This is a genomic window from Embleya sp. NPDC055664, from assembly GCF_053618075.1.
This window is the reverse complement of the sequence record NZ_JBSHGZ010000013.1, coordinates 212,335-230,354: the sequence shown is the minus strand read 5'-3', so window position 1 is coordinate 230,354 and position 18,020 is coordinate 212,335. Positions and strand designations below refer to the sequence as shown.

12 protein-coding genes are annotated in these 18,020 nt (G+C 70.8%); 5 read left to right on the top strand and 7 right to left on the bottom strand.

Translation table 11 applies throughout. The features are described 5' to 3' along the window. Nucleotides 1-94 precede the first annotated feature (94 nt). The 7 genes from ACWGR4_RS22850 to ACWGR4_RS22820 all read right to left on the bottom strand — a co-directional run bounded on the left by ACWGR4_RS22850 (nucleotide 95) and on the right by ACWGR4_RS22820 (nucleotide 6,220). Nucleotides 95-1,606, bottom strand: coding sequence for an FAD-dependent monooxygenase (locus tag ACWGR4_RS22850; RefSeq protein ID WP_452134233.1), 1,512 nt, complete (start codon nucleotides 1,604-1,606; stop codon nucleotides 95-97). A gap of 36 nt (nucleotides 1,607-1,642) precedes the next feature. Next, nucleotides 1,643-2,776 (bottom strand): MDR/zinc-dependent alcohol dehydrogenase-like family protein, encoded by a 1,134-nt coding sequence (locus ACWGR4_RS22845; protein ID WP_078978313.1) that lies wholly within the window; start codon nucleotides 2,774-2,776, stop codon nucleotides 1,643-1,645. 83 nt (nucleotides 2,777-2,859) lie between these two features. Next, nucleotides 2,860-3,786: a ketoacyl-ACP synthase III gene (locus ACWGR4_RS22840; RefSeq protein ID WP_452130709.1), complete on the bottom strand. Its 927-nt coding sequence runs from the start codon at nucleotides 3,784-3,786 to the stop codon at nucleotides 2,860-2,862. Next, nucleotides 3,783-4,031: a hypothetical protein gene (locus ACWGR4_RS22835; RefSeq protein WP_379997786.1), complete on the bottom strand. Its 249-nt coding sequence runs from the start codon at nucleotides 4,029-4,031 to the stop codon at nucleotides 3,783-3,785. Before ACWGR4_RS22835 ends, ACWGR4_RS22840 begins: the two co-directional genes overlap by 4 nt. Before the next feature lie 31 nt (nucleotides 4,032-4,062). After that, on the bottom strand, nucleotides 4,063-4,311 hold the full coding sequence (locus ACWGR4_RS22830; protein ID WP_379997784.1) for a biotin/lipoyl-containing protein: 249 nt from the start codon (nucleotides 4,309-4,311) through the stop codon (nucleotides 4,063-4,065). Then, nucleotides 4,308-5,306: an alpha-ketoacid dehydrogenase subunit beta gene (locus tag ACWGR4_RS22825; protein WP_379997782.1), complete on the bottom strand. Its 999-nt coding sequence runs from the start codon at nucleotides 5,304-5,306 to the stop codon at nucleotides 4,308-4,310. The genes ACWGR4_RS22830 and ACWGR4_RS22825 overlap by 4 nt, the downstream gene beginning before the upstream one ends. After that, nucleotides 5,303-6,220 (bottom strand): thiamine pyrophosphate-dependent dehydrogenase E1 component subunit alpha, encoded by a 918-nt coding sequence (locus tag ACWGR4_RS22820; RefSeq protein WP_452130708.1) that lies wholly within the window; start codon nucleotides 6,218-6,220, stop codon nucleotides 5,303-5,305. The genes ACWGR4_RS22825 and ACWGR4_RS22820 overlap by 4 nt, the downstream gene beginning before the upstream one ends. A 631-nt stretch (nucleotides 6,221-6,851) precedes the next feature. Between ACWGR4_RS22820 and ACWGR4_RS22815 the strand changes: the two genes are divergently transcribed. The 5 genes from ACWGR4_RS22815 (at nucleotide 6,852) to ACWGR4_RS22795 (ending at nucleotide 18,015) form a co-directional block, all read left to right on the top strand. Next, nucleotides 6,852-7,070, top strand: a complete 219-nt coding sequence (locus tag ACWGR4_RS22815) for an MbtH family protein (protein WP_379997778.1) — start codon at nucleotides 6,852-6,854, stop codon at nucleotides 7,068-7,070. Between the two features lie 41 nt (nucleotides 7,071-7,111). After that, complete coding sequence (locus ACWGR4_RS22810) at nucleotides 7,112-8,653, top strand: amino acid adenylation domain-containing protein (RefSeq protein ID WP_452130707.1); 1,542 nt, start codon at nucleotides 7,112-7,114, stop codon at nucleotides 8,651-8,653. Between the two features lie 35 nt (nucleotides 8,654-8,688). Next, entirely contained in the window at nucleotides 8,689-8,919 is a 231-nt protein-coding gene (locus ACWGR4_RS22805) for an acyl carrier protein (RefSeq protein WP_379997774.1), read from the top strand. Nucleotides 8,920-9,005: 86 nt separating this feature from the next. After that, complete coding sequence (locus tag ACWGR4_RS22800) at nucleotides 9,006-10,193, top strand: NAD(P)/FAD-dependent oxidoreductase (protein ID WP_379997772.1); 1,188 nt, start codon at nucleotides 9,006-9,008, stop codon at nucleotides 10,191-10,193. A 43-nt stretch (nucleotides 10,194-10,236) separates the two neighbouring features. Further along, complete coding sequence (locus ACWGR4_RS22795; protein ID WP_452130706.1) at nucleotides 10,237-18,015, top strand: amino acid adenylation domain-containing protein; 7,779 nt, start codon at nucleotides 10,237-10,239, stop codon at nucleotides 18,013-18,015. Nucleotides 18,016-18,020 lie beyond the last annotated feature (5 nt).

The window sequence follows — 18,020 nt, the reverse complement described above, 5'->3', positions numbered from 1 at the left end:
CTCTCCCCCACCCCCCGGGGTCGGGGGGTGCCTCCCCGGCCCGCGGGGGGGGCCGGGGGGGGCTTTGCCCCGGGCCCCGCCTCGGCGGTGGGCGTCAGGGTTGGCGCGGCGGGCCGAACCAGGTGGTGAGGGCCTGGCGCAGGGCCCGGGTGTCCGGGTCGGCGTCCGGGTCGGCCCCCCAGGCGACGTGGCCGTCGGGGCGGATCAGCAGCGCGGCCGGGGCGGCGACCTCGCTGCCGGGCGGGACGGGCCAGTACTCGTCCCCGCTCCGGGCCTCGACCAGGTCGACCCGATCCGACCAGTCCCGAACCATCTCCGCCAACTCCGCGTTGCCCCGCAGATCGAGCAGGACCGGGCGGGCGGCGTGCAACAACTCGTGGATCCGGCCGAGGCCCTCGGACGTCTTGAGATCGGCGTCGGGGACCCGCCGGCCCACCAGCGCGTGGTCCCCGTCGATCGGGTACCGGATGTCCAGCGCCGTGAGCATGGCGCACAGATGCCGGTTGACGTCATCGAACACGATGAGCGACCCGAACACGTCGCGCAGCGCGTCCGTTTGCGGCCCCGGGCGGGTCAGGGCCGACTGCGCCCGGGTGTTGTGCAGCACCCGTTCCGCGACCGGGTGGCGTTCGTCGTGGTAGGTGTCCAACAGCTGCTCCGGCGCCCGGCCGAGCACCACCGAGGCGAGTTTCCAGCCGAGGTTGACCGCGTCCTGTACGCCCACGTTCAGTCCCTGCCCACCGGCGGGGAAGTGGATGTGCGCCGCGTCTCCCGCGAGCAGCACCCGGCCGACCCGGTAGCGGGCCGCCTGCCGCGCGGCGTCGCCGAACCGGGAGATCCACCGGGGGTTGCGCATGCCGTAGTCGGTGCCCGCGAGCCTGATCAGCGAGTCCCGGAGCTGCTCGAACGTCGCCGGTTCGTCGCGATCCGCGACCCGGTCGTACGCGGACGTGATCACCCGGTACCAGCCCGGCTCGAAGCCGATCACCGAGAACTCGCCGTCCGGGCGACGCCGTGCCCAGATGTACTCCTCGTCCAGATCGGGGAGTTCGACGTCGCCGATCAGCGCGGTCATGGTGGCCGGCGTGCCGGGGAAGTCGATGCCGGCCAGCTTGCGCACCGTGCTGCGCCCGCCGTCGCAGCCCACCAGCCAGCGGGCGCGCAGCGTTGCCGGTTCGTCGCCACCCAGCTCGACGGTCACCCCGGACTCGTCCTGACGCAGCCCGGTCACCTCGGCCGATCGCCGTACCCGCACGCCGAGTTCCGCCGCCCACTCCTCCAGCAGCCGCTCGATGGTGGACTGCGTGATCATCAGCGGGAGGGGGTGCCGGGACTCGGACTCGTCGAAGTCCAGCCAGATGCCGGAGAAGTGGCCCACCGACTGGAGTTCGCCGAGCGCCAGGAACCGGTCCAGCACTCCGCGCTGGTCCAGCACCTCCAGGGTGCGGGAGTGCATCCCGCCGGCGCGCGCCTCGCCCGTGCGGTCCGCGCGCCGCTCGACCACCGCCACGTCGACGCCCGCCAGCCGCAGTTCGCAGGCGAGCATCAAGCCCGTCGGCCCGGCGCCCGCGATCACCACGTCCGCGTCCATGCCGGTGTGTGCCACGTCGGTTCCCCCTGATATCACTGCGTCTCCAACCGGTCAGAGCGGGTTCACGCGGTACATCGGGAAGTACGACCCGATCCGGGCGTTCGCGTAGTCGTCGGCCAACTCCGGGACCCGGTCGAAGTCGTAGATCACGTCGGACCCCTTCGGCGCGATCCAGCCCTCGGCCTCCTGGAAGTCACGGATGCCCGGCGAGTCCGGCAGGCGCCAGACGTGCGTGTTGATGAGGAGGTGCCGGCCGATGCTCTCCGCGCCACGCAGGTGCGACAGGCGCATCCCCGCCTTCCAGCCGCACGTGGTGACGACCCCCTCGCGGGCCAGCGCGGTCAGGGTGATGTCGTACAGGGGTTCGCCGATGTTGTCCACGAAGATCGCGACCCCATGGCCGTCGCTGAGTTCGTTGACCAGCTCCAGGAACTCCCGGACCGACGTGCGCCGTCGCTGATGCCGCTCGCGGTCCGTGCGTTCCGCGCGGGTGGGCAGCGAGAGGGCGGGGAACCGGCGGCGATCCACCGGGGTGATGCCGTTCTCGCGCAGGAAGGCGATCCGATCGTCCGAGCCCGCCGTCATCGCCACCCGGAACCCGGCCCGCTTGGCCAGCATCAGTTCGGCGAATGCCACGCCGCCGCCCCAGCCGAAGACCAGATGGTTCGCGGGGTCGTCGTCGATCACCTGGGTGCGCCAACACCCGTACGCCTTCTGCCAGTTGTCCCACGCGGTGAAGTACCGCCCGTACGTGGTCCATTGCGGCAGCGAGTAGGCCGTGCCGTCCGGGATGGGCAGCAGCAGCCGGGCGTCCATCTTCGTGCGCTTGGCCAGCAGGCCGATGGTGTGGGGGCAGTCGTAGGCGTAGGCCAGTTCGGCGTAGCCGAAGCGGTCGAGCTTGCCGAACGGCATGAGCAGGCACAGGTCCCCTTCGCGGACCCGCACGTCCCGGCCGGCGGCGTTCACGTCGAGCACGCGCACCACGCCCAGGTTGCCCAGGACCACCGCGTCCTCGCCACGACTGCTGCACACGTCGATCGGTGAACGGGTCAGCGCGTGGTCCATGTTGGCCTCCCAGGAGCACAGGATCGGCTCCACCAGCGCCTCACCCTCCTCCAGCGGGCCGAAGGCGAACCGATCGCGTTGCAACGCGCTCCCGGGACTGCCGTCGTGCGCACCGGTCATCGCACCGGAGCGCAGGACCCAGGCATCTGGCGAGTAGATGACAACCTCCTGTGATCGACTGTGTTCACGAAGTCCCGAAGCTCTTAGAGGCCCACCCGGTAGCCCACCGACACCCCACCCCATGCCTCGCCCGCGCCGTAGGCCACCGCTCCGAGTCGGCCCGCGGGGGGCAGGGATCCGGCCGTCAGTTCCTCGGCGAAGGCCAGCGGGATCGTCGCGGACGACGTGTTCCCGGAGTGCTCGATCCGATTCACGAACGGCACGCCGAGATGGGTGGTGAAGTTGCGGACCTGCTCCAGGATGCGGCCGTTCGCCTGGTGGCCGACCACGACGGTCGGCGCGGGGCCGTGGTCGAACAGGTACTGCGCCGACTCCGTCATCCGGCGCACGGCGCGGTCGTACACCTGCATCCCGTCCAGGTGGATGCCGCCGCCGTCGAGTTCGCGCATCAGCGCCTCCTGGGCGCCGTCGCAGCCGGCCACCTGGCGAAATCCCTCGAACTCCGGGCGGTCCGCGAGCAGTACGGCCGCGGCGCCGTCGGCGAAGATGCACGCCGTCTGCCGGTCGGTCCGGTCCACCATCCGGGACATGGCCTCCACCGAGCACAGCAGGACCGACCGCGCCGATCCCGCGTCGCACAACGAGAGCCCGGTGACCAGACCGTAGACGAAGCCGCAACAGGCCGCGTTCATGTCGAACGTCAGCACCGAGGACCCCAGTCCGACGAGTTGCGCGACCTTCTGCGCGATCCCGGGCACGCGCTGCGGCGACGAGGTGCTGACCACGATCAGGGCGCCGATCTCGGAGGAGTCCGCCATCGCGGTCACGATCGGTGCGCAGGCCTCCGCCGCCACCTCCGCCAACGAGGTCTCGTCCGGCAGCCAGGAGCGGGACGCGATGCCGCTGCGGCGCCGGATCCACTCGTCGGTGAGGCCGATCGACGTGAAGTGGTCGTTGTCGATCGTTCGGCCCGGCTTGGCGGTGGCGATGTCGACGATGCCCGCGCTCATCCCCGGTTCGCCAACTTCACGAAATAGGTGGTGAAATCGTCCAGGAAGGCGAAGCCCGCGGTCTCCTTCAGATCGCCCTTGACCTGGAGCTCGCTCTCCAACTGCTGGTGCAGCTCGACCAGGTCGAGGGAGTCGAGGTCGAGGTCGGCGACCGGGCGGGCGAGGTCGTCGGGACCCAACCCCGGGTCGCGCTCGCGCAGTTTGGCCAGCATGGTGTCCGCGATCCGGCTCTCGATGTCGCTCATGTCCTTCTCCGTTCTCCGTCCCCGGAGGGAACTACTCGGCCGCCAACCGGTACAGCACCTCGCCGGACTTGAGGATCGTGCCCACCGTCGCGGCGTGGGCCGTGATCCGTCCGCCGCGTTCCGCCTCGATCTCGGTACTGGCCTTGTCGGTCTCCACGACCGCGATCACGTCGCCGCGCTCGACCCGGTCGCCGACACCGGCGACCCACTCGATCAACAGGGCCTCGCCGAGACCGTGGCCGAAGCCGGGAACCGGCATGTCCTCGGAGGAGTCGCTCACTTCGTCATCACCAGCACCTCGTCCTTGATCTCCTGCACACCGATCAGGTATTCGCTCTCGAAGTTCGCCGGGGGATAGATGCGGCGTTCGGGGGCCAGCCGGCGGATCGGGCCCCGGAGCGTGTCGAAGCCGCGCTCGGCCACCTCTGCGGCGATCTCGGCGCCGATGCCGACGTCCTTCGACCCTTCGTGCACGATCAGCAACCGGCCGGTACGGGTGACCGACTCCAGCACCGTGTCCATGTCGAGCGGGGCGACCCAGCGCAGGTCCACCACCTCGACGTCGACATCGGGGGCGAGGTCGTGCGCCGCCTCCAGCACCTCGTGGGTGATCGCGCCGAACGTGGCGATCGTCAGGTCCGTGCCGCGCCGGACGATCCGGGCCGCGGTCGGCGACCGCGCCGGCTCGGGGTCGCGCACGGGTGTGTCCCGCCGCCAGTACAGCCGGATCGGCTCGTACACCACCACGGGCGAGCCGAGCGTCACCGCGTGGCGCAACACCTGGTCGGCGTCCTCGCCGGTGGACGGGCACGCCACCGAGATACCCGGGTAGCGGGCGAACAGCGCCTCGTTGGACTCGCTGTGGTGCTCGACGCCCCGGAAGCCCCCGCCGGTCGGGATACGCACCACCAGACTCGGACTCACCTGCCCGTTCCACCGGTAGCCGATCCGCGACGCCTGGGTCACCAGCTGGTTGACCGCGGGATAGGTGAACCCGTCGAACTGGATCTCGCAGATCGGCACGAGACCGCTCATCGTCATGCCGACGGCCTGGCCCACGATGGTGGACTCGGCCAGCAGCGAGTCGCGTACCCGCTCCGCGCCGAAGCGCTCGCGCAGACCCCGGGTCACCCGGAACACGCCGCCGAGGCGGCCGATGTCCTCGCCGAGAAGCAGCAGGCCCGGCTCGTGTTCGAGCAGGTCGGCGAGGGTCGCGTTGATCGACTCCGCGAAGGTGGGGGTCCGCACGGTGCTCGTCTCGACGGTGCTCGTCACGCGTACTCCTTCATCAACCGTTCGCGCATCTCCCGTACCTCGGTCTCGACACCCTCGAGCCACGCGGCGTCCACCACGCCCAGGCCGCTCAGCCGGGCCGCGTACGAGGTCACCGGATCCGCGGCCACGCTGCGCGCGATGTCGTCGCGGGTGCGGTAGACCTCCTGCGAGTCGGTGGTCGTGTGGCCGCGGATGCGGCCGACCTGGATCTCGACCAGATAGGGCGCGCGTTCGCCACGAATGTGGGCGGCGGCCCGCGAGCAGGCCGAGAACACGGTTTCCGGATCCCGACCCGAGATCCGGACCGACTCGATCCCGAAACCCCGGGCCCGCTCGGCCACCGAGGTGCGCATCTGCTCCTCGGCCGGCTTCGAGATGGCCCAGCCGTTGTTCTGGCACACGAACAACACGGACGCCGACTCCACGGCGGCCAGGTTCAGCGCCTCCGACATGTCGCCCTCGCTGGTGGCCCCGTCGCCCACGTACACGACGACGAAGTCCTCGCGCCCCTGCAGGCGTTGCCCGATCGAATAGCCGACCCCGTGCAGGGTCTGAGCGGCCAGGACCAGCGTGTAGGGGAAGAACCGCAACCGATACGGATCCCAGCCGCAGAACGTGCGGCCGGCCCACTGCGCCAGCAACTCGTCCGGCGCCACGCCCCGAAGCAGCGCGATGGCGTGCTCGCGGTAGGTGGGAAAGACCGTCGCCTCCGGGCCCACGGCGAGCGCGGAGCCCACCTGCGCGGCCTCGTGCCCCTGCCCCGAAGCCCACAGGATGAGCCCGCCCTGCTTCTGGAGCCGATGCGCCTCCTCGTCGAGGCCTCTCGCCACGAGCATGTGGCGCAACAACGACCGCCGTGTGTCGTCGTGCAATTCGGTCGCGTACTCGTACTCGGATTCCGACTTCAAGACCATGGATCACCAGCCGTAGGTTCGTCGATGAGCTTTCTGTCGTCGTATCGCGGTATCGCGCGCAACATCCCGAGGACCTCCGGGTGACGGCGAACCGTACGTCGGCGGTCGGGGTGCGGCTTTTCCGGCACTTCCCCACCCGGGGGATCGGGCCTCGGCGGGCCGACCGCGCAGACCCGTAATCGACTGCGCGCTCTCGATCGCCTCCGGGGAGGAGATTGGCAGAACCCGAATTCGAGCAGACCCGTCGACGGGCCGATGCCCGGTCATGGTGGCACAGAACTCGGCGGGGTACAGGTCCGACGCACGCCCGGGAGGTCGGCGCTCCCGCAGCCAATGTTCGGCGCGCCCGTCGCCATTGTGACGTGGGCGGTCGGGTCCTACGGTGTGGCCTCGGAACCGCGGTGCGGCCGGTGGATGCCGGGTGTCCCGTCGACGGGACGTCGCCGAACGACGAACCCATGTCCCGGCTCCGCGACGAGCGATATCGAGTCGCCCGGCGATGGGCGAGGGTTGTGAAATGGTGTGCGCCTCGGCCGAATTGCCCACCGCGTCGCCCCGTGATCGCCTGGGGTGACTCGGTCGCGGCATTCTTCGATTCCCAGTTGTGACGTGACGATTAAGGACGGTGCCCGTGAGCACGAACCCCTTCGACGACGAGGACGGCCGTTTCCAGGTCCTGGTCAACGCCGAGGAACAGCACTCCCTGTGGCCGGTGTTCGCCGACGTGCCGGAGGGCTGGCGGGTGGTCTTCGGCGAGGCGAGCCGGGCCGAATGCCTGGAATACGTCGAGCGGAACTGGACCGACCTGCGCCCGAAGAGCCTGCGGGAGGCCATGGCGGCGGACCGGTGATCCTGCGGGGAAAGCGGGTCGCCCTGCCACCGAATCCCGTCGTGCACCGGCAATTCGAGGCGCACGCGCGAACCGCCCCCGACGCCGTCGCCGTGCGCTGGGCCGACCGAGAGGTGACGTACGCCGAACTGGACGCGCACGCCAACCGGTTCGCCCGCCTGCTGCTCGCGCGCGGACACGGCCGGGGCGCGAAGGTCGGTCTGTGCCTCGACTACTCGATCGACCTGCTCGTCGCCCTCCTCGGCACGCTGAAGGCGGGCGCGGCCTACGTCCCGCTCGACCCGGCCTACCCGGAGGCGCGACTGCGACTGCTGCTGGGCCAGGTCCCCGATCTCGCCATGATCGTGGCCTCCCCGGCGACGTTCGCCCAGGTCGAGTCGGCGCCCGCCGAGGTGGTCGTCTTCGATGAGCTGGCCGACTACCTCGCCGGGCTCGCCGGCACCGCCCCCGACGTCGCGGTCACCGGGGACGACGTGTGCTACGCCGTCTTCACGTCCGGGTCCACCGGTACGCCGAAGCTGACCGCGGTGCGGCACGAGGGCTGGTTCAACCTGTTGAACTGGCTGATGCTCGAATTCGGCCTGAACTCCGGGTCGGACAACCTCGTGGTCAGCGCGTTCGGGTTCGACCTGTCGCAACGCAGCCTGATGATGCCGCTGTTCTGCGGCGCCACCCAACACCTGTTGGCGAGCCGTAACTTCGACGCCGCCATGGCCTATCGGCTGCTGAACCGACACGGGATCCGGGTCGTGCACTGCGCCTCCAGCACGCTGTATCTGCTGGTGGACTGGGAGACGGCGCGCAAGGGCGACGCGCTGACCCGGCTGGACTACGTGATCTTCGGCGGCGAGCCGCTGCACGTGGAGCGGCTCGCGCACTGGATGCGACGCGAGGGCAATACCTGCACCCTCCTGCACCAGTACGGGGTCGCCGAGTGCACCGACGTCGCCTCGTCCTACGACCTGGCCGACTACCGGCCGGGTGAACACGACATCGCCCCCGTCGGCAGACCGGCGTACAACACCGACCTGCACATCGTCGACGAGCACATGCGGGGCGTCGCGGCGGGCGAATACGGCGAGATCCTGATCGCCGGCACCAGTGTCGGTGCGGGCTACCTCAACGGCACCGGACCCGAATCCGAACGGTTCACCACGATCGAGGTGGACGGCGAACCGCACCGGGTGTACCGCACGGGCGACCGCGGCCACGTCGACTCGAACGGCGATCTGGTCATCGCCGGCCGGATGGACGCGCAGGTCAAGGTGCGCGGGATGCGCATCGACCCCACCGACATCGAGCGTGCGCTCGGCCGGTTGCCCGGCGTCCGGCAGGCCGCCGTGGCGGTTGCGCACACCGACTCGGGCGACGTCGAGCTGATCGCGTTCCTCGTCCCGATCGGTGACGACCTCGCCGAGGAGGACGTGCGCGCCGGTCTTCTGGCGACGTTGCCGCGAAACATGGTTCCGGCCCGGTTCGTCAACACCGCGCGGATTCCACTGAGTCCGCACGGGAAGGTGGATCGCCCGGCGCTGGTCGAGGAGTTCCGGAGGAACTTCGCCGACAGCGTCACCCCGGCATAGTCGACGGACCTTGATGACAACCGAGAGGACCTGTGATGATTGCCGAAAGAGTGCTGTCCATCTGGCGTCGGGAACTCCGGCGCGACGACATTTCCGTCGACGACAATTTCTTCACCCTCGGCGGCCAATCCGTGATTATGGCCGGTATCCAGGGTGCGTTCATCGAGGAACTGGACGTCGAGGTTCCGATGGACCAATTGTTCCTCAATCCGACGGTGTCGTCGATTTCCGCGTACATCGAATCCATGGGCGCGACGACCTCATAGCGTCGACCGGTCGTTCCGGCGGCCACGACGACTTTCCGGCTGCGGCCGCTTCGGGATCCAGATAACCACCAAGTGAGAGAGGCACCATGTACGACGTCATTGTCATCGGTGCCCGTTGCGCGGGTTCGCCAGCGGCCATGTTGTTCGCGCGTCAGGGATATCGAGTCCTGCTCCTGGAGAAGGCACGATTCCCCCTGGACACGCTGTCCTCGCATTACATCCACCAGCCGGGAGTGGCGCTGCTCGGTCGCTGGGGGCTGCTCGACGACCTCCGCGCCGCGGGTTGCCCGCCGATCAACCACGAGAGCTACGACGGGCCCGGGGTGCGACTGGACGGTTTCTCGCTACCGGTCGACGGATACCGGACGACCTACGCGCCCAGGCGGTTCGTGCTCGACCCGATCCTGGCGCGCGGAGCAGTGGCGTCGGGTGTGGACTTCCGGGAGTCCTGCGCGGTCACCGACCTGATCTTCGAAGACGATCGGGTGGTCGGGGTGCGGTACACCACGCCCGAGGGCACCGAGGCGACGGACCGGGCCCGGCTGGTGATCGGCGCGGACGGCATGCGCTCGCTGGTGGCCCGCAAGGTCGGCGCGCAAAACGTCGTCGAGCACCCGCGGGCGACCTGCGTCTACTACAGCTACTGGGCCGACGTGCCGTCGAGCTTCGAGCTGTTCGAGCGGCCGGGGCGCTGGATCGCCGCGATCCCGACCAACGACGACCTCACGCTGATCATGACCTACTTCCCGCAGGACGAGTTCCCCACCGTCCGCACCGCGGTGGAGCCCGCCTACCTGGAGGCCGTCCGCACCACCAACCCCGTGCTGTTCGAGCGGATGGCAGCGGGCAAGCGCGTGGAGCAGATGTACGGCACGGGGCACCAGGAGAACTACTTCCGCAAGGCCTACGGGCCCGGGTGGGTCCTGCTGGGCGACGCGGTGCACCACAAGGATTCGATCACCGCGCGCGGGATCACCGACGCCTTCATCCAGGCCCAGACGCTCGTCGACCACATCGGTGACGGCCTGCACGACGACGCCGTGCTCAAGCGGGCGTTGCGGCGTTACGAGAACGACCTGAACAACAACTTCCTCAACCTCTACCAGGGCGTGCTCAACGTGGCCGAGCTCAAGCCCGAGGGGCGCACGGAGATGTTGCGCAAACTCGTCGGCCACCAGGACCTGATCGACCGCTACTTCTCCACGGTCTCGGGTGCGTGCTCCCTCGACGACTTCTACAACGCCGACCTCTTGACGGTGCTCGATCAGAACTGAGTGGCGGATTGCCTCTGTGTAGTTCTGCCGATTGGGAGACACAATGATTCCGTTGTCGTTCGCGCAGCGTCGGCTGTGGTTCGTGGACCGCTTCGAAGGCCCCTCGCCGACCTACAACGGCGCGTTCGCGCTGCGGCTGACCGGTGAACTGGACGTGGCCGCACTGGAGTCGGCGCTTCGCGATGTCGTCGACAGGCACGAGGTCCTGCGCACGGTGATCGTCGAGGACGACGACGGGGTCCCCCACCAGGTGGTGCTGCCCGCCGACCACGAGCCGTTTCGGCTGCCGGTCGTCGAGGTCGCCGAGGAGGGGCGGGCGGCGGCGGTCGACGCGGTGGCCACGAAGTGCTTCGACCTGGCGGCCGACGTGCCGATCCGGGCCGAGCTGGTGCGGTGCGGACCGCGCGAGCACACGCTGGTGGTGGTGGCGCACCACATTGCCGTGGACGGGGAATCGTTCGGGCCGCTGTTCCGCGACCTGACCACGGCCTTCGCGGCACGCCGCGCAGGTGCGGCACCGGTGTGGGAGGCGCTGCCGGTGCAGTACGCGGACTACACGCTGTGGCAGCGCGACGTGCTCGGCGACGAATCCGACCCGGAAAGCCTGGCGGCCCGCCAACTCGCCTACTGGCGCGAGGGGTTGGCCGACATGGCACAGCCGCTGGCGCTGCCCACGGACCGGCCGCGGCCGAGGATGATGAGCGCCCGCGGCGACGCGGTCGGATTCGCCATCGACCCCGACCTGCTCCGCTCCGTGGAGAAGCTGGCCGCGCAGGCGGACACCACGGTCTCGATGGTCATGCACTCCGCGCTCGCGGTGCTGCTGCACCACCTCGGCTGCGGTGACGACGTGCCCATCGGCGCCCCGATCGCGGGCCGCACCGACGAGGAACTGCGGGACCTGGTCGGCTTTTTCGTCAACACCTGGGTGCTGCGCGTCGACCTCTCCGGCAACCCGACCTTCGGCGAACTGCTGGGGCGGGTGCGGGATCGGGCTCTGGCCGCCTACGACAACCAGGACATGCCGTTCGAGCGGCTGGTGGAACTGCTCAACCCGGACCGGTCCACCGCCTACAACCCGTTCTTCCAGGTGATGCTCTCCTGGCAGCCGCCGGTGCCGGCGCTGACCATTCCCGGCCTGGAGGTGCGCGCCGAGCGGCTGGAGACCCGAACCGCCAAGTTCGACCTGTTCTTCGACCTGCTCCCCGACGCCTCGGGCGGGGCGCAGTGCCGACTGGAGTACCGCACCGACCTGTTCGACCGGGACACTGTCGAAACCCTCGCGGGGCGGTTCGTGCGCGTGCTGGGCCGACTCGCCGCCGACGCGGAGCGCCGGATCGGCGGGATCGACGTGCTGGACGAGGCCGAGCGGGAGCGGCTGCTCGGCACGTTCAACGACACCGCCACGGCCCCGACCGAGCTGACCGTCCCGCAGCTGTTCGAAACCCAGGTGGCGACGACACCGGACGCCCCGGCGATCGTGTGCGACGAGCGCACGCTGACCTATCGCGAACTGGACGATCGGGCCAACGCCGTCGCGTGGGAGCTGATCCGGCGCGGCGCCGGGCCCGAGGACCTGGTGGTGCTGGCCCTGCCGCGCACCGAGGACCTGGTGGTCGGCCTGCTGGGGATCCTCAAGTCCGGTGCCGGATACGTGCCGATGGATCCGCAGTATCTGGGCGGACGGGCGCAAACGGTGCTCGCCGAGGCCGGTCCGCGATTCGCGGTCACCGACACGCGGACGTGGTCGGACATGCCGGCCAACGACATCCGGGCCGTGGAGCTGGACCGGCGCGCGGAGTGGGACACGCCCGTGGGGGCGCCGGACGACGCGCGCCGGACCTCGCCGTTGGCGCCGGACCACCTGGCGTACGTGATGTACACCTCCGGCTCCACCGGCAAGCCCAAGGGCGCCGCGATCACCCACCGCAACGTGGTCAACGGCGTGCGGGAGCTGGTCCGCGTGCTGGAGGCGCCGCCCGGATGGCGGATGTTGGCCGGCACCTCGGTGAACTTCGACGTCTCGGTCTTCGAACTGCTGACCACCCTGTCCACCGGCGGCACGGCCGAGGTGGTGCCCAACGCGCTGGCCCTGGCCGAACGGCCCGGCTGGTCCGGCCACGTGATCAGCGCGGTTCCCTCGGTGCTCGGCGAATTGGTCGGCCACCTGGAGAAGACCACCGACGTGCGCACGGTCGTCTTCGCGGGCGACATCCTCCCGGCCCGACTGGTGCGGCAGGTGCGCGAGGCGCTGCCCGGCGTGCAGGTCGTCAACTCCTATGGGCAGAGCGAGAGTTTCTACGCCACCACGTTCTCCCTCGACGGATCCGAGGAGTGGACGGACGGCGAGGTCGCGCCGATCGGCACCCCGCTGGGCAACATGCGCGCCTACGTGCTCGGCCCGGGACTGGCCCCGGTGCCACAGGGCGCGGTCGGCGAGTTGTACGTGGTGGGCACCTGCCTCGGGCGCGGCTACCACGGCCGTGCGGGCCTGACCGCCGAGCGGTTCGTGGCCAACCCGTTCGGTCCGGCCGGCGAGCGGATGTACCGCACCGGCGACCTGGCCCGGTGGAACGCGCACGGGCAGCTGGAATGCCTGGGGCGCGGCGACGGCCAGGTGAAGGTGCGCGGCTTTCGGATCGAGACCGCCGAGGTCGAGGCGGCCTGTGCGGCGCACCCCGGGATCGGCGAGGCGGTGGTGGTCGCCCGCGAGGTGCCCGGCGGCGGCCGGCGACTGGTCGCCTACGTCGTGCACACCGAAGGCGAACGTGTCGGCGACGACGGCGCCGGCGGGATCGGCGACGTGGACGTACAGTCCGGTGCCTCGGCCGCCGAACTGCGCAGGTTCGTCGCGGCCCGGCTGCCCGACTACATGGTGCCGTCGGCCTTCGTGGTGCTCGGCCGGATGCCGCTGGGACCGACCGGCAAACTGGACCGCTCGGCGCTGCCCGAACCGGAGTTCGTCGGCGAGACCTACCGGGAACCGCGCACCGAGGCCGAGGCGATCGTCGCCGCGGCATACGCGGACGTGCTCGGCGTGGAGCGGGTCGGCGTCGACGACGACTTCTTCGCCGTCGGCGGGGACAGCCTGCGCTCGATCCAGGTGGTGGCCCGGACCCGGGCCCGGGGCCTGGAGCTGACCACGCGGGAGATCTTCGAGTGCCGTACGGCGGCCCGACTCGCCGAGGTGGCCACCGCACGACGGGACACGATCCCGGCGCTCGCGGAGCACGAGGGCGGCGGCGTCGGCCCGATGCCGTTGCAGCCGGTGGCCCGGCAGGTGTTCGAACACGGCGGCGGCATCGACCGGTTCGCCATGTCGATCGCCCTGGAACTGCCCGCCGGCATCGACGAGAGCGGCCTGGCGGCGACGCTGGACGCGGTACTCGACCGGCACGACCTGCTGCGCGCGCAACTGGTGCGCGAGCACGACGAATCCTCCCTCGTGGTCCGCCCGCAGGGCGCGGTGCGGGCGGCGGAGCTGATCCGCCGGGTCCCGTGCGACGGCCGGTGGGACGAGCCGAAGCTGCTCGACCTGGCGCGGACGGAACTGGACGAGGCGACCGCACGCCTGGACCCGGAAGCCGGGACCATGGCGGACTTCGTCTGGTTCGCCGCCGAGTCGGGCGCCGGCCGACTGCTCGTGGTGCTGCACCACCTCGTGGTGGACGGCGTGTCCTGGCGGATCCTGATGGCCGACCTCGCCGAGGCGTGGCAGCAGGTCCGCTCCGGCCGCACGCCCGAACTACCCGCCGTCGGCACCTCGGCCCGCCGCTGGGCGTCGGCCCTGGCGGACGAGGCACTGAGCCCGAAGCGGGAAGCCGAGCTGGAGTTCTGGCGCGACATGTTGGAGGCGCCGAACCCCCCGCTGGGCACCCGCGCGTTCGACCCCGCGGTGGATGTGATGGCCACGCTCGACAGCGTGCGGGTGCAGGTGCCCGCCGACGTCACCGAGGCGGTGCTGACCACGCTCCCCGCGGCCTTCAAGGGCACCGGGACCGATGTACTGCTCGCCGCGCTCGCCCTGGCGGTCAACCGGTGGCAGGGCACGGAGCACTCCACCCTGGTCCGGTTGGAGGGACACGGCCGCGAGGAGGACGTCGTCCCCGGCGCCGACCTGTCGCGCACCGTCGGCTGGTTCACCAGCATGTATCCGGCCCGGGTCGACGTGCGGGGCGTGGACCCGGCCGAGGTGTCGGCCGGCGGTCCCGCCGTCGCGCGGGCGATCAAGCTGGTCAAGGAGCAACTGCGCGCCATCCCCGACAAGGGCGTGGGATTCGCCCTGCTGCGTCACCTCAACCCGGAGACCGCCGAACAACTGGCCGAACTCCCGGTGCCGCAGATCGGGTTCAACTACCTCGGCCGGATCTCCGACGCCGACGTGCCCGAACACCTGCGCTCGCAGGGGTGGGGACCGGCGTCGTCCTGGTCCGCCGAACTGGTCCCGACACCCGACCCGGACCTGCCCGCGCTGTCCGCCCTGGAGGTCAGCGCGGTCGCCACCGACACTCCCGACGGCACCCGACTGCAGGCCGCCCTCATGTTCCCCACCGGCCTGCTCACCCGCGAACGCGTCGGCGAACTGGCCGAGTCGTGGGTGGAGATGTTGCGCGGGATGGCCGCACACGCCGCGCAGCCGGCGATCGGCGGCCTGACGCCGTCGGACAACCCGCTGGTCACGGTGGGACAGGACGAGATCGAGACCTGGGAGGAGCGCTACGGCCGGCTGGCCGAGGTGTGGCCGATGCCCCCGTCGCAGTCCGGCATCCTGTTCCAGGCGGCGCTTGCCGACGGCTCCTTCGACGTCTACCACATGCAGTTCGTGCTGCACCTGTCCGGACACGTGGACCCGGAGCGCACCCGGGCGGCCGGGCAGGCACTGCTCTCCCGCTACCCGAACCTGCGCTCCGCGTTCCTGACCGGAGCCGGCGGCGAGCCGATCCAGGTCGTGCCGGAACACGTCGACATCCCCTGGCGGCACATCGACCTGACCGACCGCGACGAGGTCGAACAGGACGCCGAGCTGGACCGGTTCCTCGCCGCGGACCGGGTCGACCAACTCGATCCCGTCCGGCCGCCGCTGCTGCGCCTGGCCCTGCTCACCTGCGGGCCGAAGCGGGCCAAGCTGGTGATCACCGCGCACCACGCGCTGTTCGACGGCTGGTCGTCGCCGTCGGTGATCACGGACCTGATCCGGCTCTACTCCGGCACCCACGAGATGACGCCGGTCCGCGGCTACGGCGATTACCTGGCCTGGCTGGCGGCGCAGGACCGGGAGGCGTCGGCCGCCGCGTGGGCCGCGGAGCTGGCCGGATTCGACCGGCCGACCCTGGTGGCCCCGAGCACCGCGTTGCGCGAGACGGCGTCGGCCCTGGGCCGGATCGAGGTACCGCTGTCGATCGACAAGGGCCGCGAACTGGCCCGCCGCGCCGCCGAACTCGGGGTCACGCTGAACACGCTCCTCCAGGCCGCGTGGGCGATCCTGCTCGCGAAGCTCACCGGACAGCAGGATGTGGTCTTCGGCGCCGCCGTCAACGGTCGCCCGGCGGACCTGCTCGGCTCCGACGAGATGGTCGGCCTGTTCATCAACACCCTGCCGATCCGGGTCCCGTGCCCACCCGACCAGCGTGTCGCCGACGTGGTCACCGAGTTGCAGCGGCGGCAGACCGCGCTGCTCGACCACAACCACTACGGGCTGGCCGACATCCAGCGCGGGGTCGGACTGCCCGCCCTGTTCGACACCATCGTGGTCTTCCAGTCCTACCCGATCGACCGCGAGGGCATGATCGAGGCGAACACCTCCGCGGGCTTCTCCATCGACGCCATCCGGCCGTTCGCGGGCTCGCACTACCCGCTCACGCTCAACGCCTCCGACCCCTACCTGCGCCTGTCCCTCGACTACCAGAACCACCTCTACGACCGCGCCGCGGCCGAGGAGGTCGCCGCCCGGCTCGTGCGGGTGCTGGAGCAGGTGCTGGCCGACCCGACCGTGCCGATCGGCGCCGTCGACGTGCTGGCGGCGGACGAGCGGGACCGGCTGGTGCGCCGGGTCAACGACACGGCGCACCCGGTGGCCCCCGACACCCTGCCGGGCGCGTTCGAGGCCCAGGTGGCGCGGGAGCCCGACCGGATCGCGCTGATCGGCGACCGGGAGACGCTGACCTACGGCGAGTTCAACCGGCGCGCCAATCGACTGGCGCACTGGCTGATCGTCCAGGGCGCGGGCCCCGAGCGCACCGTCGCGGTGCGGATCCCCCGGTCGGTGGACCTGATGGTGGCGATCTACGCCGTGGTCAAGGCCGGTGCGGCCTACCTCCCCGTGGACACCGACCTGCCCGAGGACCGGGTGCGCCACGTACTGGACAGCGCGAAGCCGCTCCTGGTGCTCGACGGGACGCTCCCGGACGTCTCCGGATACCCGGTGGTCGACCCCGAGCGCACGCTGTCGCCCGACAACGCCGCCTACGTCATCTACACCTCCGGATCCACCGGCGGCCCCAAGGGCGTACAGGTGTCGCACCGGTCGATCATGAACCGGCTGAAGTGGGGCCTGGCGCACTTCGACGTCGACGAACGGGACCGGGTGCTGCTCAGTACCTCGGCGAGCTTCGACGTGTCGGTACCCGAACTGTTCGCCCCCCTCCAGGTCGGCGCCGCCGTGGTGATCGCCCGGCCCGACGGGCGCCGGGACCCGGCCTACCTGGCCGAGCTGATCCGGCGCGAGAAGGTGACCGGCGCCGACTTCGTGCCCTCCCTCCTGGAGGCGTTCGTCGCCGAACCCTCGGCCGCGGCGTGCACGAGCCTGCGCTGGATCGAGGTCGCCGGCGAGGCGTTCCCGGCCACGCTCGCGAACAAGACGGTCGACCTGCTGCCCGACTGCGGGGTGCACAACCTCTACGGGCCCACCGAGGCGGCCGTCGAGGTCACCGCCTGGCAACACGTACCCGGCGCGGAGCGGGTCCCGATCGGCGCGCCGGTGTGGAACACGCAGGTGTACGTGCTGGACGCGGCGCTGCGCCCGGTCGCGCCCGGCGTCGCGGGGGAGCTGTACCTGGCCGGCGCCGGCCTCGCCCGGGGCTACCTCGGCCGCACCGACCTGACCGCGCACCGGTTCGTCGCCTGCCCGTACGGCGCCCCGGGAAGCCGGATGTACCGCACCGGCGACCTGGTCCGCTGGAACGAGGACAGCCAGGTCGAATACCTCGGCCGCACCGACTTCCAGGTCAAGGTCCGCGGCTTCCGGATCGAACTCGGCGAGATCGAGGCGGCGCTGACCGCACACCCCGACGTCGACCACGCGGTGGTCGTGGTGCGCGAAGAGCGCGCCGGCGACCAGCGGCTGGTCGCCTACGTCGTCCCGGGCAAGGACCCGGGCACCGCGCAGGCGGCCGACCTCGACCTCGCCGCGCTGACCGACCTGGCCCGGGAACGGCTGCCGGAGTACATGGTGCCCTCGGCCATCGTCCCACTCGCCGAGTTCCCCACGAACGCGAGCGGAAAGCTCGACCGCAAGGCCCTGCCCGCGCCCGAGCAGACCGAGGTCGCCGTCGGACGCGGGCCGCGCAACCCGAGGGAGGAAGTGCTCTGCCGGTTGTTCGCCGAACTGCTCGGTGTGGAGGAGATCGGCATCGACGTCGACTTCTTCGAGCACGGCGGGCACTCGCTGCTGGCCACCCGGCTGACCGGTCGCATCCGCAACGAACTCGACGTGGACGTGAAAGTCACGACGGTATTCCGCAATCCCACCGTCGCCAAGCTGGCGGAGAGCCTCGGCGCATCGACCGCCTCCAGCCGCCCGCAGCTGCGCCCGATGACCACATAGGAGAA

Bases quoted from the DNA above. Each gene is read 5' to 3' on its own strand.
- ACWGR4_RS22800 (WP_379997772.1), top strand. From the start codon at position 9,006: ATGTACGACGTCATTGTCATCGGTGCCCGTTGCGCGGGTTCGCCAGCG.
- ACWGR4_RS22795 (WP_452130706.1), top strand. From the start codon at position 10,237: ATGATTCCGTTGTCGTTCGCGCAGCGTCGGCTGTGGTTCGTGGACCGC.
- ACWGR4_RS22805 (WP_379997774.1), top strand. From the start codon at position 8,689: ATGATTGCCGAAAGAGTGCTGTCCATCTGGCGTCGGGAACTCCGGCGC.
- ACWGR4_RS22835 (WP_379997786.1), bottom strand. From the start codon at position 4,031: ATGAGCGACATCGAGAGCCGGATCGCGGACACCATGCTGGCCAAACTG.
- ACWGR4_RS22840 (WP_452130709.1), bottom strand. From the start codon at position 3,786: ATGAGCGCGGGCATCGTCGACATCGCCACCGCCAAGCCGGGCCGAACG.
- ACWGR4_RS22845 (WP_078978313.1), bottom strand. From the start codon at position 2,776: ATGACCGGTGCGCACGACGGCAGTCCCGGGAGCGCGTTGCAACGCGAT.
- ACWGR4_RS22820 (WP_452130708.1), bottom strand. From the start codon at position 6,220: ATGGTCTTGAAGTCGGAATCCGAGTACGAGTACGCGACCGAATTGCAC.